This window comes from Streptomyces solicamelliae (assembly GCF_045348655.1).
In the GTDB taxonomy this organism is placed as follows: Bacteria; Actinomycetota; Actinomycetes; order Streptomycetales; family Streptomycetaceae; genus Streptomyces; species Streptomyces solicamelliae.
Window position 1 is genome coordinate 6578199 of record NZ_CP160404.1, and the last position, 25104, is coordinate 6603302.

Here is a 25104-nt window from a genome sequence, read left to right on the forward strand (position 1 = left end):
GTGTGATCGAAGAGCGGACCGTCGCGACCGCAGATCGGGACGGGGTGTTCCAGGTCGAGGCCCACGGCATCGACCCCATCCCCGACGACGAGCGGCACGGCAGCGCCAAGGACGTCTTCTGGCTCTGGTTCGGCTCGAACCTGACCTTCACCTACGTGATCAACGGCGCCCTCGCCGTCGCCTTCGGGCTCTCCTTCTGGCAGGCCACGGCCGTCGTCGTGATCGGCGGGCTGGCCTTCTTCGCGATCAGCGCCGCCGGCCTCAGCGGCATCCGCACCGGCACCGCGACCCTGGTCATCTCCCGTGCGGCCTTCGGCGTCCGCGGGAACTGGCCCGCCGGACTGCTCAACTGGATCGTCAGCATCGGCTACACCATCGTCAACACGGTCGTCGGCACCCTCGCCCTCGAGGCGTTCTTCGCCGATCTCGGCTGGTCCGGCGGCCCCGTCCCGCGCGCCCTGGCGCTCGCCGTGACCCTCGCGCTCACCTTCGCCGTCGCCCTGTGGGGCCACGCCACCGTCCAGTTCGCCGAGCGCTGGATGGCGTACGCGCTGGCCGTCGGCTTCGCTGCGCTCCTGGTCTTCCTGCTGCCCGGCGCGGACACCGGCGCCCCGGCCGCCGCGCCCGGCGCCTCCGGCTGGAGCCTCGCCTTCGTCGTCATGCTCGCGGGCCCGTTCTCGTACCTGCCGATGCCCGCCGACTACACCCGCTACCTGCCCCGCACCACCAGCCTGCGCGCCGTCACCTGGAGCGGGGCGCTCGGCGGCTTCCTCTCCTCGGTCGCCCTCGGCGTCGCGGGCGTCGCCGCCGCCACGCAGACCGACATGACCGACGCGGTCGCGGGAGCCGAGAAGCTGCTGCCCGGCTGGTTCCAGCCGCTGTTCCTGGCCCTCGTGCTCGGCGGCTCGGTCACCAACTCGATCATCACGCTCTACTCCTCCAGCCTGAACCTCCAGGTCCTCGGCATCCCCTGGAGCCGCGCCAGGGCCATCGTGATCAGCGCCGTCGTCACCGCCGCCGGCTCGCTCGGCGCGCTGTTCCTCACCGACTTCACCGCCTCGCTGCTCTCGTTCCTCTCCCTCCTGATCATCGTCTTCGCCCCCTGGGGCGGCGTCTTCCTCGCCGACATGCTGCTGCGGCGCTGCCGGTACGACGCCGACGCCCTGCACACCGGAGCGGGCGGCGGCTACTGGTACCGGGCCGGCTACCACCCCGCCGGCATGGCGGCACTGCTCGCCGGAATGCTCTTCGCCGCACTCACCTGCGACTCCGAGCTGTGGACCGGCCCCTTGGTCGCCCCGCTCGGCGGCGCGGACCTCACCCTGCTCGGTGCCCCCGTCGCCGCGGTCGTGTACGTGCTCCTCGCCCGGGGCCGGACCGCCACCCCCGAGCCCGCCGCCCCGTAACAGCTGTCTCGCCCCGAGGAGTTCACCGCGATGCCCCGCACCACCCCGCCGGCCGACCTCGTCCTCACGAACGCCCGGATCCACACCGTCGACCCCGACCTGCCCGAGGCCGAGGCGCTCGCCGTCCGCGACGGGCGCATCGCCTGGCTCGGCGCCGCCGCCGACGCGGCCGCCTGGACCGGCCCGGACACCGAGGTCCTCGACGCGGCCGGCCGGCTCGTCCTGCCCGGCTTCATCGACGCCCACAACCACGTCCGGCTCGGCTCCGACGACGCCTGCGTCCAACTCGCCGGCGTCCGCAGCCTCGACGAGATCCACGCCCGCATCCGCGCCTGGCACACCGCCCACCCCCACGCCCCCTGGATCGAGGCCGAGGCGTTCGACTACTCCGCCCTCGGCGGCCGGATGCCCAGCGCCGCCGACCTCGACCCGGCCACCGGCGACGTCCCCGCGATCGTGCTCAGCTACGACGTGCACACCGCCTGGCTCAACACCGCCGCACTGCGCCGCTGCGGCATCACCCGCGACCGGACCAGCGTCCCCTTCGGCGAGGCCGAGACCGACCCCGAGACCGGCGAACCCACCGGGTTCGTCCGGGACTTCGCGGTCAAGGGCCTGTCCCGCGACGGCCACCGCGCGCTGCACGAGCTCGGCGTGCCGTGGGCCTCACCGGACCGCCAGTACGGCCGGCTCGTCCGCAGCCTCGACGACGCGATCGGCTTCGGCATCACCACCGTCGTCGAACCGCAGAACTCCCTCGACGACCTCACCCTCTTCGAGCGCGCCCGCGCCGAGGGCCGGCTGCGCTCCCGGATCGTCGCCGCCCTGTTCCACCCGCGCGGCACGAGCGACGCCGAGCTCGACGCATTCGAGGAAGCGGCCCGGAAGCACGCCGACGACCGGCTGCGGGTCGGCCCGCTCAAGCTGTACATCGACGACGTCGTCGAGCCGCGCACCGCCGCGCTCCTGGAGCCGTACGCCGGCTGCGGCCACCACCGCGGCAAGACGTTCTACCCGGCGGAGGAGTTCGCCGAGCTGCTGACCAGGCTCGACGCGCGCGGCTTCCAGTGCTTCGTGCACGCCACCGGCGACCGCGGCATCCGTACGGTCCTCGACTCCGTCGCGCACGCCCGCACCGTCAACGGCCCCCGCGACGCCCGGCACCAGGTCGTCCACGTCGAGTGCCTCGACCCCGCCGACACCCCGCGCTTCGCCGAACTCGGCGTCGTCGCCTGCATGCAGCCCCGGCACGCCGCGCCCGAGATCGCCGGACCCGGCCAGGACTGGGCCGAGAACATCGGACCCGACCGCTGGCACAAGGCCTGGCCGCTGCGCAGCCTGCACGCCGCCGGCGCGGTCCTCGCCTTCTCCAGCGACTGGAACGTCGCCGAGATGGACCCGATGATCGGCATCTGGTCCGCCGTGACCCGCCGCCCGCTCGGCGGCGGCGAGCCGTGGACGCCGCAGGAGACGGTGGACGTCGCGACCGCCGTGGAGGCGTACACCCTGGGCTCCGCCTACGCCAACTTCCTGGAGAAGGAGCGCGGTTCGCTGACCGTGGGCAAGCAGGCGGACTTCGTGGTCCTCTCCCGCGACATCCTGCGGATCCCGGCCGAGGACGTCGTCGGCACGGTCGCCGAGACGGTCGTGGTCGGAGGGGAGATCGTGCACCGGCTCTGATGCCCGGGAGGATCGTGCACCGGGCATGATGCTCCGGTGACGTATGACCAGGCGTGGGACGCGCTGTTCGAGGACGGGCCGGAGCTGCCGTGGCGGGTCCGCGGTGCCTGGCTGGAAGGACTCGGCTTCAACCGGGCCGCGCCGGACGACGTGCTGATACGGCTGCTCGACCACGGCGTGGACGGGTTCCTGTCGCGCCCGCAGTCGGACGCGGTCGTCGCTGCGGCGACCGCGCACCCCGACGCGAGCGTACGGGCGCGGCTCGCCGAGCCGTGGTCGGGGATGAGCGCCGAGCAGTGGACGGCGCTGATCCTCGCCGAGCCCTCGGCCGCCCGCCGCGCCCACTTCGTGGAGCGGTCCGGGCGACGGGAGGTCGGGTTCACGGAGGAGATGTACGCGCGCCTGGTCGCCGACCCCGCGTCGGTCGTGCGCGCCGAGGCGGCCCGCCTTGAGGATCTTCCGCTGCGGCTGCTGACCCGGCTGACCGCGGACCCGGACCCCGGCGTGCGGAGCACGGCCGGCGGCCGGGCGTGGGAGCACCTGACCCCGGCCGAGCGGAACGGGCTGCTCGCCGACCCCGCCGCGGGTGTCCGCGAGGCCGCCCTGCGCGCTCACCACAGGGACGACCCGATGCCGCGCTCCGTGTACGAGGCGTGCGACCCGCGGGCCGCCGCCGCGCACTGCCGGCTCGACCCCGCGCTCGCCATGGCGCTGGCCCGGCACGAGGACCGGGAGGTGGTCCACGCCCTGGCCGGCAATCCGCGCCTCGACCGGGACTCCGCGCGGGAACTGGTCCGGCACAGGGACCCGGATGTGCGCCTGGCCCTGGCCGGCAACCCGGGCCTGGAGGCCGAACTCGTCCTGCTGCTCGCCCAGGACCCCGAGCGCCGCGTGCGGTACGAGGCGTCCCTGCATCCCGGGCTCGACGAGGAGCAGCGGGCGGCCGCGATGGGGGACGACGAGGACGAGGGCCTGCGGTTCGACGTGCCGTGGGTGCTGGCCCGGCACGACGACGCCGAGGAGATGCGGCGGCTGGCCCGCTCCGTCCATCCGGTGCTGCGGAGCAGCGTCGCCCGGGCGGAGCACCTGCCGCCGGACGTCGTGGAACTGCTGGCGCGCGACGAGGACAAGGTCGTACGGCTCTTCCTCGCCGAGTCCTGCGACGACGCGCCCGCCGCCATGCTGCTGGAGGTCTGGCACTGGTGGACCGGCAGCTTGTCCAAGCCCGGTCGTCCCCGCAGTCACCCCAACTTCCCGCGCACCGGCCTGCTCCGGTACGCCGACGACCCGAATCCGAGACTGCGGCAGCTGGCGCTCGACGATCCCGGGTCGACGCCCGAGCTGGTCGAGCGGTTCGCCCTCGACCCGGACGACGAGGTGCGGCGGCGGGCGGCGGAGGATCCCCGGCTCTCGCCGGAGTCCGCCGTCCGGCTGCTGGACGACGTGGACGACGCCGTCCGGTACCTGGCGATCGCCCATCCGGCGCTCCCCGTGCCGGTACTGGTCCGCCTGCTGCGCGAACCGCGGAGGCCGTGGGAGGGGGCGGTCCGGAATCCGGCGATCCCCGGCCCGGTCATGCACCGCATGATCGACCTGGGGGCGGCCGGTCCATGACGAGGGGGCGGGAGCCTCGGCTCCCGCCCCCTCGTTCCCCGCCCCTCGGGTCAGTCGGTGAACTCGCCCGCCATCGCGGCGGCCATCCGCAGGTGCGGCGCGGCCTCGGCCGGCCGGCCCTGGCGCTCCAGGGTGCGGCCCAGCATCAGGTGCGCGTACTGCTCCACCGGGTCGCGGTCCAGGACCGCCCGCAGCTCGGTCTCCGCGCGGCCCAGCTGGGCCGAGTGGTAGTACGAGCGGGCGAGCAGCAGCCGCTGCGCCGTCTGCCCCGGCGCCTCGTCCACCAGGCCGCGCAGGATCCGGGCCGCCGTCAGGTACTCCTTGGCCTCGAAGAACATCCGTGCCCGGTCCCAGCGCTCGGCGGCCGTCCCGAACTCGTAGTAGGTGTCGCTCACCGGCGCTCCCTCTCTTCGTGTCGTCGTGGGTGCCGGGCCCCTCGTGGCCCGGCACCCCGCTCAACAGGCGAGAGCGCCCGAAGATTCCGCTACTGGACGGCGAGCGTGCGGATCGAGGGCAGGTCCGCGTAGAGGTTGTTGCCCGGGCACTCGGTCGGGAAGCCGTCGCGGTGGCCGGATATCCGGTTCATCGTGACCTGCTGGCCGGCCGTGAACTTGCCGTTCGACGCGGCGGCCGTCATGACCACCGTCGACGCCGGGTCGTAGCCGTACAGACCCAGCTTCCAGGCGGCGACCGCGGCGAGGGAGGCGCGCACCTCGGGGGTGCTCGTCGCGTCGTTGTAGTTGCCGAGCACGGCCACGCCGGTGGTGTCGGTGTTGAAGCCGTACGTCTGCGCCCCGATCACCGGCTTGTCGATGCCGCCGGCCCGGCCCTCGTAGACGGTGCCGCACTTGTCGACGAGGAACTGGTAGCCGATGTCGTTCCAGCCCTGGCTCTGCACGTGGTACAGGAAGATGCCGTTCACGACCGAGGCGGACTCCTCGCAGGAGTAGGTGTTGGTGCCCGCCGTGTGGTGGACGAACACCACCTTGGTCTCCTTGGAGTACGTGGCCGGGTCCTTGACCAGGGACTCGTCGGCGCCCCACGCCGCACGCGGCAGGATCACCGGCTGCGGGGCGGGTGTCGTCGTCTTGGCCGCGGTCACCGTGCCGGACGCCGTGGGCGCTGCGGCCGTCGGGGCCACCAGCTCGACCCGGAGCCCGCGCGGCAGCGTGCCCTCCGCACCGCGGACCCGCGCCTGGACGCCGTCGGACGGACCGGTCCACAGCGGCTGGGTGCCGGCCCGGACCCCGGCGGCGGTGCTGTCCCGTCCCGTCTCCGGGGTGCGGACGTCCGACTCCAGGTCCCGCCACGCGGACCACGCGCCGGTGGCGCGGTCGCGGACGCGGACCTGCGCGGTGCCGCCGAGCTGCGCCCGGGGGTCGCTCCAGGTGAGGCCGACCATGCTGAACGGCGCGGTCCGGCGGGCGGACAGCTCCCGCTCCGCGCCGCCGGTGTCGGGCAGGACGATGCCGTGCACCGAGCCGCGGTCCGCGGCGGCGGGCCGGGCGGCCTGCTCCGCGGACGACGCGGGCGAGGCCGGGCCGAGCGTGCCGAGCAGGACCGCGGCCGTCAGAGCGGCGGCCGCAGCGGCCAGGGGGGTACGACGCGTGGGGAGCGCCATCAGTGTTCGCCTCCAGGAGTGGTGCCCGCGCCTTCGGGAGCGGAGAGTTCGCTGCTGCACGTGGCGCGGCCGTACGCGCCGGTCGCCGTGGACAGCTGGACGTGCTTGCCGCCGACGGCGAGCTTGCAGGTGGCCTGGCCGCCCTTGGCGCCGAGGATGATGTTCACGATCGGCTGCTTGCCGAGCGGCACCCGGACGGTCTTCCGCCAGGGCAGGCTCGCGCCCTGCGCGACATCGGCACGGCCCGCCTCGGCCGCCTCGCCCTCGCCGAGGTACGAGATGTCGGCCGTACCGGAACCGAGCACCTCGTACGTCACGGCGGCGGTCGGCACGGCGGGCTTCTCCGGCTCGTCGCCGGAGTCGAGCAGGCCGTAGCCGACGAGTCCGCCGGTGACGAGGAGCAGGACGCCGGCGATGGCGGCCACGGCGCGCCGGTCGGAGCGCCGCGCCGCCTTCTCGGCGTCGTCGTTCTCGGGAGCGGCCGCGCCGGCGGCGGACGCGTCGGCCGTGGACGCGTCGGTCGTCGTCTCCGCGTCGCGCGGGGACCCTTCGCTGTCGGTGGTCTCACTCGTAGGCATCGTCAGGCTTTCGTTCGGCGTGCATTTCTCCGGCGCGAATGCACCGGGAAGGAAATCCGCCCGGTTCTACACCAGGGGATCGATGCCTGGCAACAGGATGCAGAAAACGGACGATTCACCAATGCGGAACGCCAACTGACCGAATTGTCCGCAGGGTTGACGAACCATGAGGACCCTGACTACAAATCCGCCCCGGTATGCAGGAATTGGGGTGCGCCGGAGCCGTGTGTGGATGCGGGCGCGCCGGTTACTTGGGGAATTTGGGGAGTTATCTGATGACGATTCGCGCACGACTCGTGCAGTTCTTCGCGGTGTTCGCGCTCGCGGTGGGTTCCCTGGTCGCGCTGCCCGCGCAGCCCGCGGCCGCGGCCAACGGCTGCAGCGGCGAGGTGATCGCCTGGAACGAATGGCGTGACTCCGCGGGACGCCTGGCGGCCAAGACCTACTACTACGACGAAGGTGCCAACACCTGCGTCAACCTGGTCGCCCAGGGGATCTACTACGGCCAGTCCAAGTACATGGCCATCAAGCTCTGTGACAGCTACAACTCCGGCTGCGTCAGCGACGCGGGCACCTTCCTGTACTACGCCGGTCCGGTCCGCCGCCCGAACGGTGTGTGTCTGTGGGCCGTCTCCACGATGAAGAACTCGGCCGGCACGACCATCGTGAACAAGAGCACGTACGTTCCGCCGTGCAACTAAGGGTTCCGGCCGCCTGATCAGAGCGGGTGGAACTCACCGTCGTCGCCCTGCACGGTCGCACCGAGCAGGGCGGCGACGGCTTTCGTCTTGACCAGAAGGACGGCGTCGGGATTCTTGACGGTGACGGTGCCGTCCCGGAAATCCAGCCAGGCGCCCTCGCCGCCGGCCTCCGGGTGCGTGGTCATGCACGCCAGCAGGGGGTTCGTGCAGACCAGCGCCTCGTCGTTCCCGGTCGCGGCCACGGCCGCCCCGGCGAACGCCAGCTCCGGGTCGGCCTCGACGACCGCGGCCCATTCACCGGCCGTGATCGCCTCGCCCTCCTCGTCCCAGAACGGGGTCCGCCGGGTGATGTGCACGTCGTACCCCATCCGCGGCTCAGCGCACCCGGCCGCGCGGCTTCAGCGGGACCGGCGGGAGCGCGGGGGCGGACAGCGGGGCGCCGTCGTAGCCCTTGACCTCACCGAAGCGGGTGCCGGTCTGCCAGTCCGCGCGGGCCTGCTCGATCTCCTGCTGGCTGCGGCCGATGAAGTTCCACCACATCACCAGCTCCTCCTCGAACGGCTCGCCGCCGAGCAGCATCAGACCCGCGTCCGAGACCGCCCGCAGGGGCAGTCCGGTGCGGCCGCAGCCGAGGTAGAGCATCGAGCCGGGGAGGACCGGGACGCCGTCGACGTGGGCCTCGCCGGACATGGCGAGGACCGCGTACTCGAAGTCCGGCTCCAGCGGGAGCGTGGTCTCCGTGCCCCCGGCCAGCGCCAGGTCCGCGCCGACGATCGGGCTGTACGTGGTGCCGGGAGAGCGGGCGCCGTCCAGTTCGCCCAGGATCACGGTGGCCGTCAGGCCCGGGGCGACGACCGTCGGCAGCGTGGCGTGGTGCTGGAAGTGCGGCTCGACGTGCCGGTGGGCGTCCGGCAGCGCCACCCAGAGCTGGGCGCCGTGCAGGAAGCGGGCGTGCGTGCGGGGGCTCTCCTCCGAGTGCGAGATCGCCCGGCCCGAGGTCATCAGGCCCAGCTCGCGGGGGCGGATGGTCTGCAGGCTGCCGGTGCTGTCGCGGTGCAGCACCTCGCCCTCGTGCAGCCAGCTGACGGTCTGCAGGCCCATGTGCGGATGCGGCGGGACCTGCATGCCGGGCTCGTCCGCGATGTCGTCGGGACCGTAGTGGTCGACGAACGCCCACGCGCCGACCATGCGCCGGCCGAGATTGGGCAGCAGCCGGCGCACCTCGGTCGCCTCGCCGAGCTTGACGTGACGCGGGCTCAGGAGTTCCCGTACGGGTTCGGCGACGACGAAACCGCGTCCGCCGCAGACACTGGGCGTGGGCTGACGGTCAAGGTTGCTCATGGCCACAACCTAATGGTCCGGAAGCCGTCGGCCGAACGTTTTCGCCCGGTGGCGGTCGCGGGGCGGTCGTGGTCGTGGTCGGCCATCGTTCAGGACCCGGCACCCAGCGCCGCCAGGCGCCGGGTGTCCAGGGGCGAGTCGCGGCGGTCCAGGCGGGTCTGGAGGAGATGGCGGGCCGCGTCGCTCTGCCCGGACTCGACCAGGGCGTACAGGAGGGTCTCCTCCACCACCTCGCGCTGGGCCGCGCTGCCGCCGACCCGGCGGAGCGTGGGCAGGAGGGCGCGCAGGCCGCTCACCGCCTCCGGCCAGCGTTCCTCCAGGACCGCCTCCAGGGCCGCGCACAGCGGGGCGACGACCTCGCGCTGGACCTCGTCCGCGCCCGCCGCATGACGGCGCAGGCGGCGCAGGGCCGGCAGGTCGCCCGCCGCCGTGAGGGCCACCGCGCTGTGCAGGGCCGTGAACGCCGTGGCCGGGCGCTCGACCAGGTCCGCGGCGACCGCGTCCAGGACGTTGTCGACCGGCATCCGGCCCGCCCAGTTCCGGCACATCCGCGCCCGCCACAGCAGCGAGCCCGAGTCCACGAGCGCCCGCACCCCCTCGACCCGCCGCGGCGCGAGCTGGGCGAACCAGCGGCGGCGCACCGCCTCCGGGTCGTCCAGGGCCAGCTCGTGCAGCGCCACGTGCCAGGAGAAGTGGGCCCGGTGCACCGCCCCGCGGCCGTGCCCGGAGATCCAGCCGTCCAGCCAGTCACGCCCGGCGTGGTGGTCGCCCGACTCGTAGTGGACGTGCGCCAGCGCGTGCACCGCGTGCCCTGAGGAGGGTTCGGCCGCCAGCGCCTCCCGGGCCAGGACGCCGGCCTCGTCGATCCGGCCCTCCTCCTGGAGCAGGAAGGCGCGCAGCGAGGTGTGGAACCAGTGCCCCTCGTACGCGGACGCGGTCCGCTCCACCAGCCGCTGCGCCAGGTTGTCGTCGAGGTCGCCGACGCCGGAGAACGCGATGGTCGGCACGGCGGTGCTGAGCGCCAGCGCGTCGCCCGGGTGGCGGTCCAGGTGGTCGACCAGCGCCCGGTCCCCGTCGTCCGAGGCGATCCGCCGGGCGACGACCTCGACGAAGGACCGCTCGCGCTCGTCGCCCCGCTCGTTCGCGGAGCGCCGCGCGTCGGCCAGCGCCCGGGGCACGTCGACGGCGGCCCCGCACTCGTGCCCGAGCAGGGCCAGGGCCGCGTGCCCGAGCGCGAAGCCGGGGTCCAGCTCGACGGCCCGCGCGAAGGAGTCCGCCGCCTTGGCCCGTACCGTCACCACCCGGGCGAGCCCGGAGCGGTACGCCGCCGCGGCCGCCGCGTGGGTGGACAGCGGCAGCCCGAACTGGTCGACGGGCCGGCGCCGGACCGGCCGTACCCGGGCGGCGACCGGGGCCAGTACCGCCTCGGCGACCTCCCGGGCCTGGGCCCGGATCTCGGGGATGGCGGTGGTCTCCCACAACTCGCCGCGCCGGGGCGCGCCGAGCGTGAACAGGGGCCGGGCGGAGCTTCCCGCCACGTCCGTCAGCCGCCCGCCGTCGGTGGCCACGCCGATGCCCAGCGGGCCGGCCGTCGCGAGCCCGTCGGCGAGCAGCCCGGCCCACAGCGGATCACCGTCCGCGCGCAGTCCGGGGCCCGTGCAGTCGACCACCCGGCCGACGCGCAGCTCCTCGCCGTCGGCGAGGGCGACGGCCAGCCTGCCGTCGTCCAGCGGCCGGACGCCCGCGACGCGTCCGGCGTGCACCCGCAGCCGTCGCGCGGCGCGGATCCGGGCGATCGCCTCGGCGGTCGTCGGCGCCATCCGGTGCCGGTGGACGTTCCAGCGGGTGGCGTCGCGGCCCAGGAACTCGGCCCGCTCGTCGTCGTTCAGACCCTCCCAGAGCGCCGCGATGTGCGGGCGCAGTCCGTCCATCGCGGGCCGCCAGTCGCCGTGGTCGCGCATCGACGTGGACAGGTGGCGGTGGAGCACGGCCCGCAGCCGGGCCAGCGGCAGCCCGGCGAGGCCCTCCGGCACCGGGACCGGCGGCAGCGGGGCGACCGCGTGCGGCCGGGGGAGGAGGCCGCTGCGGGACAGGGTGTGCACGGTGCGGCCGGGCCGGTCCAGGACGAGCGCCAGGTCGACGGCGGTGAGTCCGGCGCCGACGAGCAGGACGTCGTCGGTGTCGCCGACCGCGTCCAGCGCGCCGGGCGCCCAGGGCCGGGCGACGAACCGGTCCGAGGCGCGCAGCTCCGGCGGGGCCCAGGAGGAGGTGCCGGGCGCGGGACCGGTCGCCAGGACCACGCTGTCGGCGTTCAGCGACGTGCCGTCGCCGAGTTCGAGCGCGAAGCCGGCGCCGACGGCGGTGCACCGCGTCGCCGTGGTCCGCAGCCGGCGCACCGCCACGGTGCCGTGCGCCGTGATGATCGCCCGGCCCAGCGTGTCGGCGAGATACGAGCCGAAGCGGTACCGCGCCGCGAAATCCCCCGCCGTGACGGTCGATTCGCCGTGCCGGCAGAGCCAGCGCTGGAAATGGCCGGGATCGTCCGGGTAACAACTCATGCCGCCCACCGGCACGTTGAGCCGGTGCTCCGGAATCTCGGTGGCGTACGCGACCCCGCGCCCCGCCTCCGGCGCCGGGTCGATCAGCACCAGCTCCAGCGGGGTCCGTCGCCGCGCGGCGGTCTCGCAGAGCTGGACGGCGACCAGCGCCCCGGCCGCACCCGCGCCGACCACGGCCACGACGGGACGGCCGGTCACGGCCGACGCAGCAGCTTCGGGAACCACGGAAACCACGGGAACCACCTGAACCTCCGGGATCGGGGCGGGGACGACGTGTGCGCAAGGAAGTTCACTATCTCGATGAACAATATGAAGAGACAAGCCCGCCGCACCGCTTCCGCCATTTCCCGCCACTCGTGAGACATTGAGCCGGTGAGGATCTCAGCGCGCACGGACTACGCGGTACGGGCCATGGCCGAGCTCGCCCGGTCCCCCGAGCGGCCCCGGAAGGCCGAGGACGTCGCGGGCGCCCAGGACATCCCGGTGCGCTTCCTCTTCGTCGTCCTCAGCGAACTGCGCCAGGCCCGCCTCGTCCGCAGCGAACGCGGCCCCGACGGCGGCTATCTGCTGACCCGTCCGCCCGCCGAGATCACCCTCGCCGACGTCATCCGCGCCATGGACGGCCCCCTCGTCAGCGTGCGCGACCTCAAGCTGACCGGCCTCGAGTACGCGGGGGCCGCCGCGCCGCTCCCCGACGTCTGGCGCGCCGTGCGGACCAGCCTGCGCCAGGTCCTGGAGGGCACCACCCTGGCGGACCTGGCCTCCGGGGAGCTGCCCGAGCTCGTACGGGAGCGGGCCCGGGAGTACACGGACGACCCCCGCACGTATCCGCCGCGCTGAGCCCGCAGGTACTCGCCGCCTGAAGCCCGCACGTACCCGCCCCGCCGAGCGGGCGCGATCCGACGATATGATCACCGGCACTGTCCGGACGTCGCGCAGAGGCAGGCGCACCGACTCCGCAAGTCGGGTACGTCGGTTCGAATCCGACCGTCCGGACAGCCCGGTCCTGTAGCGCAGAGGCAGTCGCACCGTCTTGCCAAGACGGGACACGCCGGTTCGAATCCGGCCGGGACCACGGGGGCGGCACGACAGCGGGGCGGGGCGGGACATGGAGCAGCTCAGCGACATGGAGCACATCAGCGACGAGGAACTCGCCGCCTTCGACCGTACGGTCGCCCGGCTGCGCGCCCTGCCCGTCGACGACCCGGTCCGGCTCCGCGCCGAGCAGGTCGCCGCCTCCTTCGCCCGCGACGGCCGGCACCGCCGCCGCAAGACCCGCAACGCGGCCCGGGCCGAGGCCGACGCCGCCGTCGTGGCGGCCACCGCGACCGGCGCGCTCGCCCGGCGCGAGGACGCCCCGCTGACCCCCGCCGAGCAGGGGACGGGCGGCGAGTACCAGCGGCCCCGGCGCTGCTACGTCTGCAAGTCGTTCTATCGACAGGCCGACGCCTTCTACCACCTGCTCTGCCCCGACTGCGCCGCCGACAACACCGCCCGCCGCTCCCTGACCACCGACCTGACCGGCCGGCGCGCACTGCTCACCGGCGGCAGGGTCAAGATCGGCTTCCAGCTGGCGCTGATGATGCTCCGGGACGGCGCCGAACTCCTCGTCACCTCCCGCTTCCCGCACGACACCCTGCGCCGCTTCCGCGCCGAGCCCGGTAGCGCGACGTGGCTCGACCGGCTCACCGTCGTCGCCGTCGACCTGCGCGACCCGCGCCAGGTCCTCGGCCTGTGCGAGCGGCTCCGCGAGGACGGGCAGCCGCTGGACATCCTCGTCAACAACGCCGCCCAGACCGTGCGCCGGCCGCCCGAGTCGTACGCGCTGCTCGCCGCCGGCGAGACGGCCGCCCTCCCGCCGGGCGTGTGGCACGCCCCCGGGTACGAGCCGATGCGCGCCCTGGAGGCGCCGACCGCCGGCGGAGCCCTCGCGCTCGTCCTGGACCAGGCCGACGAGGCGGGTCTGCTGCCCGACCACGCCCCGGTCAACTCCTGGTCGGCGAGGCTCGGCGCGCTCGACCCGGCCGAGCTCCTGGAGACCCAGCTCGTCAACGCGCTCGCCCCGGCGCTGCTCGTCGACCGGCTGCTGCCGCTGCTGCTCGCCTCGCCGCGGCCGAACCGGTACGTCGTCAACGTCACCGCGGTCGAGGGCCGGTTCGCGGCCCGCCACAAGATGCCCGGGCACCCGCACACCAACATGGCCAAGGCCGCGCTCAACATGCTCACCCGCACCAGCGGCGCGGACCTCGCCCGGCAGGGCGTCCACATGTGCGCCGTCGACACGGGCTGGATCACCGACGAGAACCCGATGCCGAAGAAGAACCGGATCGCCGAGTCCGGCTTCCGCACCCCTCTGGACATCGTGGACGGCGCGGCCCGGGTGTACGACCCGATCGTGCGCGGCGAGGCGGGCGCGCCGGTCTCGGGCGTGTTCCTGAAGGACTACCGGGAGGCGGAGTGGTGAACGAACCGGACGAGCGGGATCGCCCCGGCTTCGCCGACGTGCCCGAGGTGCTGCCGAGGTCCGTCGCCGAACTCGGCCCGCTGCTCGACTGGCTGCGCGGCGGCGCCGCGACCGAGCGACGGCTCGACTTTCCGGCAGGGACCGCCATGCCCGACGGACGGCTCGACCTGTGCAAGCAGGCCCTCGGACCCGAGGGCGCCGCGCTGATCGCCGAGGCCCTCGGCGACACCGCCGGCCCGCGCCGCGTACGGCATCTGCTGCTCGGCACCGACGGGCTCGGCGACGACGGCGCCGCCGGGGTCGCCGAGCGGACCGCGGGCGCGGGGGTCGAGACCCTCTATCTCGGCTGTAATGGAATAACGGAAGGCGGCGCCTGCCGGATCGCCGACAGTCTGCGTGCCTCCGAACACGTCGTCGGTGGCGTCTGGCTCAAGCGCAACCCGCTCGGCCCGGCCGGCGGGCGGGCCGCCGCCGACCTCGTCGCCGCCGCGTCCGGGCTGCGCACCCTGGACCTCGTACAGACCGGCCTCGACCCGGCCGGACTCGCCGTGCTCGCCGAGGCACTGCTCGCGGCCGCCGCCGACGGCCGCCGCATCGAGCGCCTCTTCGTCGGCGGCAACGCCCTCGGCCGCACCGGGGCCGCCCCGCTGGCCGCGCTGCTCGCCGCCGGCGCGGTCGGCGAACTGTACGTCTCCGCCGCCCGGTTGGGTGACGAGGGAGCGCTGCTGCTCGCCGCCGCCCTGGAGCGCGCCCCGTACGGCCGGACCGCACGGCTGTCCGTCGCCAGCAACGGCATCGGCCCCGAGGCCGCCGTCCGGCTCGTCGCGGCCGCGGCCGGCGCGGGCGTCGAACTGCTCGACTTCGGCCGGGTCCGCGCCGCCGGCACCCTCGGCGCCGCCGACAACCGCCTCGACCTTGCCGCCGCGACCGCGATCGGCGAGACCCTCACCGGCCGCGAGCACCGGCTCGGCCATCTCGTCCTCGCCCACACGGGCCTGCGCAGCCGCGAGGCGCACCGGCTCCTCGACGCCGCGCCCCGGGCCGTCAGCCCGACCCGGTACGTGCTCGGCAGAGGCATCGCGACCAGCATCCGCCGCCGCCTCGAGACGTACTGCGCGGACCTGCCGATGCCGGCGGTCGCCGCGGACGTCCTTGCCGTCCGCAGCGTCCACCGCACCGCCCCGCCCTCCGTCGAGGAGCCGGACGAGGACTGACGGGCTGACTGACCCGGGCCCCTTGGCTCTTTGGCCCCTACAGGGTCCGGCAGAGCAGGGCCGCGGGCTTGTGCCCCCGGCCCCACGCGCCGGAGTGGGCGACACCCGCCACGTACTCGCCGCTGCCGCACTGGCCCTTGTAGTTGCCGTGGGCGAACTCGCCGCCGGGGGATCCGGCGGGCCGGTCGTCACCGCGGTCGAACCACAGGGTGCGGCCGGTCTTCGGCAGCGCGCGGGCGGCCTCGGCGCAGAGTGCGGCGGACACGGCCCCGCCGCGGAGGCTGTAGCCGATCATGAACTGGTTCGCCGGACACTGGTACTTGGTGTAGCCGCCGGCCCAGTCGCCGTCGGCGACATACCGCTCGTCGGTCACGACGGTGAGCGCCCCGCCGGGCCGGGCGAGTCCGCGCGCGCCGGTGTCGGTGCACAGGCCGCGTCCGCCGCCGGCGGAGAGGCCGACGAGCCGCTGACCGTCGGGGCAGGCCGCCTTGCGGGCACCTGAGTCCCAGTCGCCCTTCGCGCGAGCCCGTAGCGACTGGACGAAGTCCGTGTGATCCGTGGTCAGTTGGTCCCAGGTGTCGGCGACGGGCACGGCGCCGGTCCGGCCGGGGGCGTCGACCAGCCGCTGCCAGTGCGGGGCGCGCCAGTCGTCGCCGTCGAAGACACCGGAACGGCGCCCCTGCGCGTCGTAGTCGAGCAGCTTCCACCGTCCGTGGCCGGTGAAGCCCACCCCCGGCCAGTACGCGAAGTCGGCGTCGTGCGCGACGAGGTAGTCGACGAAGTTCGCGAACCAGGTGCGGCCCTGGGGGTTCGTCTCGTCCGCGCCGATGCCGAACTCGCTGATCCAGACGGGCGCGGTGTAGTGGCGCGCGGCGTCCTCGGCGACGAAGAGGGCCTGGCGCGTCAGGGTGTGGAACAGCTCCTCTCGGGAGAGCTCCTGGTAGCGCCAGTCGTGGGTCTCGCCGGTACCGGTCGCGCCGGTGTGGTTCGGTCCGGTGTAGCCGTAGAAGTGGGCGGAGTAGACCAGCTTGTCCGAGGCGACGAGCGTGTGGGAGAGCTCGCGGGCGGGTTCGAGGGTGGGCCGCCAGTGCTCGGTGAGGTCGGTGGGGATGCCCTGCCAGTTGATGCCCTCGACGATCACCAGCAGATCGGGGTTGGCCTCGGTGAGCAGCCGGTCGCCGACGCGCTGGGAGGCGGCCTGCCAGTCGTGGTCGTTCCCCCAGCCCCAGTTGGCGTCGTCCATGACCGTCCGGCGGACCTCGTTGTAGAGGTCGGCGCCGACGACGCGCTTGTTCCCCTTGTAGCGCTCGGCGAGGAACAGCCAGTCGGACTCCCATTGCGCGGTGGACTGGCTGGTGTTCCAGCGCTCGTTGCCGTCGAGGCCGCAGCACCAACGGGAGGTGATGGTGTGGTTGTTGAGGATGACCGCGAAGCCTTCCGCGGTGCTCGCCGCGATCACCGCGTCGTAGACCTGGAGGGGCGTCCTGCCCTTGAGGGCCGGGTTGGCGGCGACGGAGGTGTCGGGGACCGGCCTCTGGTCGTGCAGCATCTCGTTGGAGAACGGCAGCCGGATGCTGTTGACGCCGAGCCGGTGGAAGTCGGCGAGGATCGTCCCGATCGGCGCCCGGTCGAGACCGAGCGGCAGCTGGTCGGACTTCTCGGCGTCGTGGTGGTTCGCGGGGTCGGCGATGTCGCCGGAGCCGTTGTACGAGCCCTGGGCGCCGTGCCAGTTCACGGACTTGAGCTTGAAGCGGTCGCCGTCGGCGTCCACGACGTAGCGGCCGCGGGTGCTGAGCGGAGGCTGCCAGCTGTCCGCGAGTGCGGAGCCGGCCGGCGACGGCGCGGACGAGGCGGATGCGGGTGCGGAAGCGGGTGCGGGAGCCGGGGCCGCCGGGGCGGCGGTGGCCCCGGTGGCCAGGAGGGTCACGGCGAGCGCGACGGCCGGCAGGGGTCTGGTCATGACGCCCTTCAGGTGAGAGGGGGGTGGGAGCCGTGCGCGCAGCATGGTCGCGTGGCGGACCGGCGTTGACAAGACTTTCGTACTCACAAGTAACCAAGTCGTCGGCTCCCTCCCTCACCGCTGCATGGCCGTGAACACCTCGATCCAGAAACGCTGGTGCTGCTCCGAGGCGCCCACCAGGTACGTCGAGCGCAGCTTCGGCGGCAGCAGGGCCACCAGCCGGGTCACGGCCTTGCGGTGCTTCTTCAGCTGGGACAGCTCCGCGTTGGCGATGATCTGGTGCACCACGTCGCTGTCGTCGCCGCCCTCCGCCGACTCGGCGGCCGCGCCGCGCAGCCGGGCCTCCCAGGCGTCGACCTGGCGGGCCAGTTCCCGCAGCCCGGTCACCGGCCGGTCGTTCAGCCGGTCGATCAGCGAGGCCAGCGGCACCGGCGCGTACTCGCCGTCGCCGAGGTAGACCGTGCCCATCTCCAGCGGCAGCCCCCGCTGGTGCAGCTTGATCAGCCGCTCGAGGGTCCGCTTGGTGATCCAGGCGCGACCGTCCTCGTCGATGTCGTGTTTCCACCAGTCGAGCACCGTCTCGGCGACCGACCCGTACTTCCGGATCAGCCACTCGTTCGCCGGGATGTCCCCGGGCTCCACGGTCAGCGAGGCGGTGAACCGCGTCGCCTGGGCGATGTTGTTCCGCGACACCAGCAGCTTGCGGCCCAGGTGGTACGGCGGATTCTGCACGGCGACCTGGGCCTTGAGCCCCTCGATCGGGCGGCCCGCGAGCGACCACTCCTGGGTGATCTCCATCAGCTTGGCGAACGCCGCCTTGTCCTTGGGCCGGTTGTACTCGTCCCAGACGATCGCCTTCGGCTCCGGGCCGGTGAACGCGGCCGCGAGCAGATTGTCCAGCGAGCCGTCCCGCGTCGGGATCGGCGCGCAGAGGTCCTCGACGTTGGTCACCGGCAGCGAGAAGTACAGCGGCTCCCGCCCGTCCAGGCCCTCCCGCACCGTCTCCCGGACCAGTTCCGTCTTCCCGCAGCCCGGCGGGCCCTGCAGCAGCACCGTCCACCGGTTCCGCAGCGCCGCCCGCACCACCCGGCGGACCGGGTCGGGGATCGTCCCCGGGTTCGGCACGCCGAGGGCGTGGGCCATCCGGTCGAGGATCTCCTGGGTGCGGTTCTGTCCCGGCCGCCCGTCGGGCCGAGGCTCGGCGAGCTTCAGCCGCTCGCCGTTGACCAGCGGCAGGCCCCAGCGCAGCGGGAAGCCCTCCTGCGCGTTGGCCAGGATGTGGTCCAGGGTGCGCGGCGAGAGCAGCTCGCGCAGCGTGGGGCTCAGCGAGGCCCACACCCGGTACACCCCGCCGAGGTCCCAACGGCGGTACTTCGCCGCCAGCTTGAACCGCCACGCGGTGTCGTTCGCGGTGATCCGGACCGTGACCATCCGGTCGAGGATCGCGAGGTCGCTGCGGCGCGCCGCCGTCTCCGCCAGCGACTCGTTGTCGGTGAGGAACACGCCGATGCAGCCCAGCGCCCGCAGGTCGAAGCCGCCGAGCGTCCAGTTGCAGGCGATCTGCATCAGCTGCGACTGGATGGACTCGCCGGCCTGCAGCGAGTCGTCGATCAGCAGCACGAACGGCCGGCCCGGCTTCAGCTGGCTCATCACCAGCTGGCGCAGCACCAGTTCGCCGGTGGCCGGGTCCCGCACCGGAGCGTTGGCGAGCAGGTCGTCCGGGGTGAGGTTGGCCGCCGGGACGAAGACCAGCTCGGCGTCCGGGTACGCCTCGGCGACGTGCGAGAAGAACGTGGCGGTCTTGCCGATGCCGTGCTCGCCGAAGACCTGCCCGGTCTGGCCCATGTCGATCATCGCGTCGATGAAGGCTTCGAGGCGCGACACCCCGGTCCAGCCCTTCGGCTGCTCCGGGTATGTGGCGTTGGGCCGCCAGGCGAGGGCGGGCGCCGGTGCGACGGGCGCCGGTGCGGGGGTGGCAGTCATCTCGATCCTGTCGTGACGCGATGGCAGGCCATCGGAGGAGTGTGCGTGTCGGGCCAGTCGTGGCCGCCCTCGGTGATCAGCCAGATCCACTTGTCGGGCTCGGCCGGGGTGATGTGCGGGGCGTAGCCGTCGGTGAGCATGATCACGGCGTCGGGCGTGACGTCGAACGGCCGGTCGTCGATCGTCGTGCGGCCCTCCACGTAGTCCGCCACGACCTGGAAGCTCGTCCCACCACCGCCGTAGACGCGCTCGCCCGGCTTGAACGGCATCACCACCGCGTCGAAGGACAGCCAGTGGGCCTCCACCCCGTCGATCCCGCCGACCAGTCGGGTCAGCCACTCGATCACCTGGTGCGGCATGGAGCCGGAGGTGTCGTATGCGATGACCAGCACCTTGTCCCGCACCGGGCCGCGCCGCGACAGCATCGGGTCGTGCCCGAGCGCCGCGAGCAGCGCGCCCCGCTTCTTCGGGTACACGAGCCGCTCGCCGTCGCGGAGCTTCGACGCCACCACGTCCACCAGCCAGCGCTGCCACCAGTCGACCCGCTCGGTCCGGGCCGTCCGCCCGCGCAGCAGCCCCGCGCCGAGCCGGCCCCACATCCGGGTGACCCGCTCGCCGGCTCCGTCCGTGCGGTCGATCAGCTCGCCGAGCTCCCGCTCGGCCACCCCGTGCCCGCGGCGGGCCGCGAGCAGCGTGTTGAGCAGCACCGAGGAGACCGTGGCGTCCACCGTCTCCTGGTCGGCGGGGACCCCGGCATCCGTCAGGTGCACGCACACGGGGGCGGGCACCGGCGGATGCGCCATCCGCTTGAGCTCCGTGTACACCGACATGTCCGTGGCCACGAACTCCGGGTACTCCACCGGCTCCAGGCCGTGCGCCCGCAGGTCCAGCTGGTACTCGGCGTGGATGCGGTGCGGGTCGATGCCGATCTCCCGGTCCTGCTGCCGCGGCAGCTCCCGGCGGCCGAGCCGGACCATCGCCACATGGTTGATGGACACCTCGGCGGCCAGCGTGAACACCGGGTCGTCCCGCAGCTCCGGCTCCACGAACAGATGCCGGTGCACCAGATGGCGTGCCTCGTGGAAGAGGACGAACTTCACCCCGTCCAGACCGATGTCGACGAAGAACTCCGGGTTGTACAGCAACAGACAGGTGCCGTCGCCGCTCGCCACCACGGCGGCGGTGGCGATCGCCGTCGTCGGTATCTGGTGGTGGCACTTGGCGTACAGCCAGGAGGCCACCGCCGAGCCGGACAGGCCGAAGTCGAGCAGCGCGGCCTCCTTCAGCCGCCGCGCCTCGGCCACCACCCTCTCGTCGGCGGGCCGCCAGCTCTCCAGCGCCCGACGGTCCGTCAGCTCGACGACATGGTGCCGCCGTACCCCGCGCTCCCCGTACGCCATGGTGCGTGCACCCCCCCTGTTCGAGTTCCATTGGTACCAAGGGCCACCGACATCGGGCCAAGGTGTTTTCGGCGTGACGTTTCGCCTAGGATCGCCGGCAAGGCGGGGCCGTAGCGCAGAGGCAGGCGCACCGGTCTCCAGAACTGGGAAACGCTGGTTCGAATCCAGCCGCCCCGCCCCTTCGGCAGCCTGTGGACCCTCCGCCTCCGGACCTTCCGCCCTGCGGACCCTCCCTTGCAGGCCCTCCGCTCAGGCGATCGCGCCCGCGGTGACGATCAGTTCGGGCACGGTCCCGGTGAACGTCGGCAGCAGCTGCCCCAGTACGGCCCAGGCCTCGACGTTGCCGCCCAGCGAGCCGAGCACCAGCGGCCGCAGCACCGCCTCCGCCTCCGGCATCCGGGTCGGGAACGCCCAGCGCCCGGTGTCCAGCACCATGAGCACCGTGAGCGCCCACCGCCACTCCCGCACGTACTCCTCCGGGCTCGCCACGATGCCGGCGGTGCTCATCCGGTGCGCGTACGACGGGTGGTCCGAGAACCGCTCCCGCAGCACCCCGGGGCAGTCCGGCCGCAGCGCCAGCGCCCACCGCGCGTAGCCGGGCAACGGCTCCTCGACGTCCGCCTCGATCACGGCGGTCCAGTCCGCGCGGCCCAACCGGGTGGCGGCCCGCTTGCCCTGCCCCATGCTGCACACCGCGCGCAGCGCGGGCACCGCCTCACCAGGCGCGCACCGCGTGACCCCCTCCGGCGTCGGCCGGCCCCGCAGGGCGCCGTTGAGCGGCAGCGCGCGCCCTCCGTCGGGGCCGAACGGCTCGCCCCTGAGGACGGACAGCTCCAGGGCGCCGGGCAGTCCGCCGGACAGCACGACGAGTTCGTTGATCTCGGGGTCGTCGGCCTCCAGCATCCACAGACGGGCCGAGACCGGAACCGCGTCCCCGCCGATCATGTGGACCGCCGACCAGCGGTCCGGCCGCTGCGCCGCCGGACGGACCGGCACGCCGATCCGCTCGCGCACCCGCTCCGCGTCGTCCGCGCCGGCCAGGGAGATCAGCAGGTCCAGTGCCCTGTCCGTGTTGCGGTCGTGTTGCACGGCCCCCGCCCTTCCCCTCGTCACGCGGCCCCGTGTCCCGAACGGGGCGTCCGCCCGATCATGCCAGGTTCGAAAACCGTTACGAGAACCCCGGAGTGACCAGGCACAATCCGCGCATGACCTCTGGCTCCCGCGCGCGGGCCGAGCTGCTGCTCGACACCCTCGAACCGCTCCCGTACCACCTCCGCACCCGTGAACTCGCCGACCGGGTCCGGGACATGGACCGTGTCGCGGTCACGGAGCTGCTGCGGGAGCTGGACGGGCGCGGGGCGTACGAGCGCGGCCTCGCGACGGTCGTCGCCGCGGTCGCCGGCGACGGTGCATGGCTGGGCGAACGGCTCGGCGATCCCGACGCGTTCGTCCGCGGCCACGTGCTGCGCGTCGCGCTGCCGTCGGTCGTGTCCGACGAGGCGTACGACGCGGCGCTCGACGACGCGCCCGAGGCCGTTCGCCGCGACCTGCTCGCCGCCGTCGTCGCCCAGGGGCGCACCGCGCTCGCCGACCGGCTGGTCGACCCGCTGCGCCGGGCCTGGGGCGACGCGGAGGCGGCCCGGCTGCTCCCCGGCTGCGGCCCGGACACCGTAGGGCGGCTGCTGCCCGAGGTGTTCCACGCGGTCCCCGGCTGGACGGCGCTCGTCAAACGCCGTCCGCAGGCCGTCGCCGACGTCTGCGAGCGGGAGCTCGCCGCGCTGCCCGCCGGGCTGCGGGACGGCTGGTGGAAGCGGTACGTGTCCGTGGTCGCCCTCCTCGCCGAGGCGGTGCCGCACCGCGTGGTCGGGTTCCTGGGCGCGTACTCGCCGTTCATCCGGCCCTGGAGGTTCGACGACGTCCTGTGCACGCTCGCGCTCGGCGACCCGGTCGGCATGGCACGGCTGGTGCAGGAGGACGTGCGCGGCACGATCGTGCCCGTCGTGCGCCGCCCCGAGGCCGCGCGCCGCCTCGTGCGGACCGCGCCGCCCGAGGTCGTGCGCGCGATCGGCCGCGACCTGGCCGACTGGCCCGCCGAACTGGGCCTGCTGATCGCCGCCCATCCGCCCGCCCGGCGGGCTGCCTTCCACGAGGCCGTGGTCGACGGCCGCACCGGGGCCAGGCGCCTCGCGCCGACCGAGGTCCTGGCAGCGCTGCCCCGGGAGGCCGCGGCGCGTGAGGCGCGCGACGTCGTCGCGCACGGCCGGGGCCGCGCCGCGGACCGCGAACGGCTCCTGGAGGCCACGGCCTTCCTGCCGGTCTCCGAGGCCCGCGAGCCGCTGCTCGCCGCCGCCCGCGGGCCGGTCATGGAGGAGCGGGCCGACGCCTGGGACCTGCTGATCCGCAACGCCGCCCGCTCCGGCGACCCCGACGCCGTCACGGCCGTCCTCGCCGACCTGGCCCGGCTGCGCAACGAGCCGGACCCCGTCCGCCGCGCCGCCCTGACCGCCCTCGCCGCGCTGCCGCCCCGCCTGCTCGCCGCCCCCGCCGCCCCGCACCTGGACCGCGTCGCCGCGGACGCCGCGGAGGCCCCGGACCTCTCGGCGGAGAGCCGCCGCGCCCTCGGATCCCTGGCCCGGAACGTGCTGCGCGAGCGCGCGGACGAGCCCGCCCTGCGGGACGTCGCGCTCGGCTCCGTCGTACGGCTCTGCCGGATCGCCGGCGAGGCCGGGCTCGCCGGCCTCGGCCACGACCTGCCGCCGGGGCGGGAGCCGCTGCTCCTCGACGCGCTGCGGCCGCTCGTCGAACCGGCCGTCGCCAAGGCCGACTTCGGGCTCGTCCTCGCCCTGGCCCGCGCCCTCGACGCCCGCGCCGCCGCGCTGCCGGAGCTCCAGGAGCTGCTGTGGCGCGCGATCCGCGAGGGCGACGACGCCACCGCGCGGAGCGCCGTCGGACTCTGGCTCGCCCCGGCCGCCGAGCGCGACGCGCGGGTGGAACGGCTGCTCGCCCACGAGCCCTCGGCCGCCGTGCTGCCCGCGGTCCTGCACGTGCTCGTGGGCCGCCGCACCGACCTGCTCGGACCGCTGCTCGGCGCCGACCTGCCGTACGGGCGCTTTCTCGGGACCGCGACCCGCTGGACGGTCCCGGTAGGACCTGAGTCCCGGCGCTGGACCGGCCGCCAGCAGCGGGCCGCGGTCCGCCGCTGGGAAGCCGTCGTCGCGGACGCCTCACTCTCGTCGTACGACCGCGCCGAGGGCCTGCGGCCGCTCGCCGGGCTCCCGGACGGCGCCGACGCCGTGCGTACCCGTACCGGCGACCCGTCCGTGGTCGTCGCCGAGGCCGCACTCGCCGCCCTCGCCCACACCGTCCGCCCCGGCGACGCGCTGCCCGAGCTGCTCGGCCACGCGGGGGACGACCGGGCGCGTGTCGCCGTGTACGCGGCGGACCGTGCCACCCGGCACGTGCCGCCGTCCCGGCTCTCCGTACTGCTGAGCCCGCTGCTCGCCCCCACGGGGACCAAGGTGACCAGCCGCAAGGAGGGCGTCCGCCTCGTCGCCGCCCGGCTGCCCCGGCCCGAGGCGGCGGACCTCGTCGTCGAGGCGTACGGGCGGCCGGACCAGCACCGCGACGTCCGGACGGCCTGCGTGGCCGCCGCCGCCCGGCTCTTCGACGAACCGCGCGCCCGGCGGCTGCTGACCGAGGCCGCCTCGGGGCACACCGCCCAGCGGCGTGCGGTCCTGCGCGTCGGCCCGTCGGACCTGCCCGAGCCGCACCGGCCCGCGTACGCCCGGCTCGTCGAGGAGGTGTGCGCCACCGACGACGAGGAACTGGCGCAGGAGGCCTACCAGGCGCTCGCCGCGTGGATGCCGTGGTCGCCGGAGGCCGCAGAGGCGCTGAAGGCGGGGGTCGTCGACCTCGGCTCGGAGGACGCCTGGTACACCGCCGCGCGGGGGCTCGCCCAGGGCGCCCCCGCGGTCCCCGCGGCCCGCGCCGCGTACGCCGAGGCGCTGGACGCCCTCCTCGCGGCCGACGCCGCGGCGGTCGGCGGCCCCAGCGACGCCGGCACCGAGGAGGACCGGCCCGCGCTGTACCGCATCGAGCTCCTGGCGCGCCTGCTGTACGCGCGCCACGGGGTCCGCGACAAGATCCGCGCCGTGCAGGCGGAGACCGCCGGGCGGCTCGCCGGGTACGACGCCACCGTGGGCGAGGCCGCCAAGCTGTGGGCCCAGTCGCTCGATCTGGACGGCGGACCCGAGGAGCTGCACGCCGCGCTGATCCGGCTCGCCCGGCTGCACGACGGCCGGCTGATGGGGCTTGCGGGGTCCGTCACGGAGCTGACGCGACGGCTCGGCGGACGGCAGCGAGAAGGGGACGAGGCGTCACTGCTGGTCGTCGCCCGGCGACTCGCCGCGAGCGGCGGTCACGCCGAAGGCGTCCTGGCCGTCGTCCTCACCGTCGCCGGCGGCGGACGCACCGACTGGACCGACCCCTGGCGCACCCTCCTGCGCACTTTGCGCGCCCACCCCGCCCCGGAGGTCCGGGACGAGGCCCACCGCTGCCGGACGGGCTCTCATTACGGCTGACGGG

At 74.4% G+C, this 25104-nt stretch carries 18 protein-coding genes and 3 tRNA genes; 11 read left to right on the top strand and 10 right to left on the bottom strand.

Features of this window, described 5'->3' with window-relative positions; translation table 11 throughout:
- The first annotated feature begins 2 nt into the window (after positions 1-2).
- The 3 genes from ABZO31_RS30365 to ABZO31_RS30375 are packed head-to-tail and all read left to right on the top strand — an operon-like array spanning position 3 to position 4700.
- Positions 3-1406 carry a purine-cytosine permease family protein gene (locus tag ABZO31_RS30365; protein ID WP_406864529.1) on the top strand — a complete coding sequence of 468 codons (1404 nt, stop codon included), beginning with the start codon at positions 3-5 and terminating at the stop codon, positions 1404-1406.
- Positions 1407-1436: 30 nt separating this feature from the next.
- On the top strand, positions 1437-3086 hold the full coding sequence (locus ABZO31_RS30370; protein WP_406864530.1) for an amidohydrolase: 1650 nt from the start codon (positions 1437-1439) through the stop codon (positions 3084-3086).
- 36 nt (positions 3087-3122) lie between these two features.
- Entirely contained in the window at positions 3123-4700 is a 1578-nt protein-coding gene (locus ABZO31_RS30375) for a PE-PGRS family protein (RefSeq protein ID WP_406864531.1), read from the top strand.
- 50 nt (positions 4701-4750) lie between these two features.
- Here ABZO31_RS30375 and ABZO31_RS30380 read toward each other — a convergent pair whose 3' ends face one another.
- The 3 genes from ABZO31_RS30380 to ABZO31_RS30390 form a co-directional block, all read right to left on the bottom strand.
- The gene (locus tag ABZO31_RS30380) at positions 4751-5095 is read right to left on the bottom strand and encodes a tetratricopeptide repeat protein (RefSeq protein ID WP_406864532.1); all 345 of its coding nucleotides are present in this window, start codon (positions 5093-5095) and stop codon (positions 4751-4753) included.
- Between the two features lie 89 nt (positions 5096-5184).
- Complete coding sequence (locus ABZO31_RS30385) at positions 5185-6321, bottom strand: N-acetylmuramoyl-L-alanine amidase (protein ID WP_406864533.1); 1137 nt, start codon at positions 6319-6321, stop codon at positions 5185-5187.
- Complete coding sequence (locus tag ABZO31_RS30390; protein WP_406864534.1) at positions 6321-6899, bottom strand: hypothetical protein; 579 nt, start codon at positions 6897-6899, stop codon at positions 6321-6323. Before ABZO31_RS30390 ends, ABZO31_RS30385 begins: the two co-directional genes overlap by 1 nt.
- Before the next feature lie 275 nt (positions 6900-7174).
- Between ABZO31_RS30390 and ABZO31_RS30395 the strand changes: the two genes are divergently transcribed.
- The gene (locus tag ABZO31_RS30395; protein ID WP_406864535.1) at positions 7175-7600 is read left to right on the top strand and encodes a hypothetical protein; all 426 of its coding nucleotides are present in this window, start codon (positions 7175-7177) and stop codon (positions 7598-7600) included.
- Between the two features lie 17 nt (positions 7601-7617).
- Here the strand turns inward: ABZO31_RS30395 and ABZO31_RS30400 are convergent, their stop codons facing one another.
- From ABZO31_RS30400 to ABZO31_RS30410, 3 genes are all read right to left on the bottom strand, one after another.
- Complete coding sequence (locus ABZO31_RS30400; RefSeq protein ID WP_406864536.1) at positions 7618-7968, bottom strand: hypothetical protein; 351 nt, start codon at positions 7966-7968, stop codon at positions 7618-7620.
- A 7-nt stretch (positions 7969-7975) separates the two neighbouring features.
- Positions 7976-8941, bottom strand: coding sequence for a pirin family protein (locus ABZO31_RS30405; protein WP_406864537.1), 966 nt, complete (start codon positions 8939-8941; stop codon positions 7976-7978).
- An 89-nt stretch (positions 8942-9030) separates the two neighbouring features.
- Positions 9031-11679 carry an FAD/NAD(P)-binding protein gene (locus ABZO31_RS30410; protein ID WP_406865529.1) on the bottom strand — a complete coding sequence of 883 codons (2649 nt, stop codon included), beginning with the start codon at positions 11677-11679 and terminating at the stop codon, positions 9031-9033.
- Between the two features lie 192 nt (positions 11680-11871).
- Between ABZO31_RS30410 and ABZO31_RS30415 the strand changes: the two genes are divergently transcribed.
- From ABZO31_RS30415 to ABZO31_RS30435, 5 genes are all read left to right on the top strand, one after another.
- Positions 11872-12339: an RrF2 family transcriptional regulator gene (locus tag ABZO31_RS30415; RefSeq protein WP_406864538.1), complete on the top strand. Its 468-nt coding sequence runs from the start codon at positions 11872-11874 to the stop codon at positions 12337-12339.
- Between the two features lie 84 nt (positions 12340-12423).
- Positions 12424-12495: transfer RNA gene (locus ABZO31_RS30420), tRNA-Ala, on the top strand.
- 6 nt (positions 12496-12501) lie between these two features.
- A tRNA-Gly gene (locus tag ABZO31_RS30425) sits at positions 12502-12574 on the top strand.
- A gap of 33 nt (positions 12575-12607) precedes the next feature.
- Entirely contained in the window at positions 12608-13963 is a 1356-nt protein-coding gene (locus tag ABZO31_RS30430; RefSeq protein WP_406864539.1) for an SDR family NAD(P)-dependent oxidoreductase, read from the top strand.
- Positions 13960-15177, top strand: coding sequence for a ribonuclease inhibitor (locus ABZO31_RS30435; RefSeq protein ID WP_406864540.1), 1218 nt, complete (start codon positions 13960-13962; stop codon positions 15175-15177). Before ABZO31_RS30430 ends, ABZO31_RS30435 begins: the two co-directional genes overlap by 4 nt.
- Before the next feature lie 37 nt (positions 15178-15214).
- Here ABZO31_RS30435 and ABZO31_RS30440 read toward each other — a convergent pair whose 3' ends face one another.
- From ABZO31_RS30440 to ABZO31_RS30450, 3 genes are all read right to left on the bottom strand, one after another.
- Positions 15215-17137 (bottom strand): glycoside hydrolase family 5 protein, encoded by a 1923-nt coding sequence (locus ABZO31_RS30440; RefSeq protein WP_406864541.1) that lies wholly within the window; start codon positions 17135-17137, stop codon positions 15215-15217.
- Positions 17138-17251: 114 nt separating this feature from the next.
- Positions 17252-19120 carry an AAA family ATPase gene (locus tag ABZO31_RS30445; protein ID WP_406864542.1) on the bottom strand — a complete coding sequence of 623 codons (1869 nt, stop codon included), beginning with the start codon at positions 19118-19120 and terminating at the stop codon, positions 17252-17254.
- Entirely contained in the window at positions 19117-20520 is a 1404-nt protein-coding gene (locus ABZO31_RS30450; RefSeq protein ID WP_406864543.1) for a DUF2201 family putative metallopeptidase, read from the bottom strand. Before ABZO31_RS30450 ends, ABZO31_RS30445 begins: the two co-directional genes overlap by 4 nt.
- A gap of 102 nt (positions 20521-20622) precedes the next feature.
- Between ABZO31_RS30450 and ABZO31_RS30455 the strand changes: the two genes are divergently transcribed.
- Positions 20623-20698: transfer RNA gene (locus tag ABZO31_RS30455), tRNA-Trp, on the top strand.
- Between the two features lie 71 nt (positions 20699-20769).
- Here ABZO31_RS30455 and ABZO31_RS30460 read toward each other — a convergent pair.
- Positions 20770-21609, bottom strand: coding sequence for a hypothetical protein (locus ABZO31_RS30460; RefSeq protein ID WP_406864545.1), 840 nt, complete (start codon positions 21607-21609; stop codon positions 20770-20772).
- 116 nt (positions 21610-21725) lie between these two features.
- Between ABZO31_RS30460 and ABZO31_RS30465 the strand changes: the two genes are divergently transcribed.
- On the top strand, positions 21726-25100 hold the full coding sequence (locus tag ABZO31_RS30465; RefSeq protein ID WP_406864546.1) for a hypothetical protein: 3375 nt from the start codon (positions 21726-21728) through the stop codon (positions 25098-25100).
- The last annotated feature ends 4 nt before the right edge of the window (positions 25101-25104 follow it).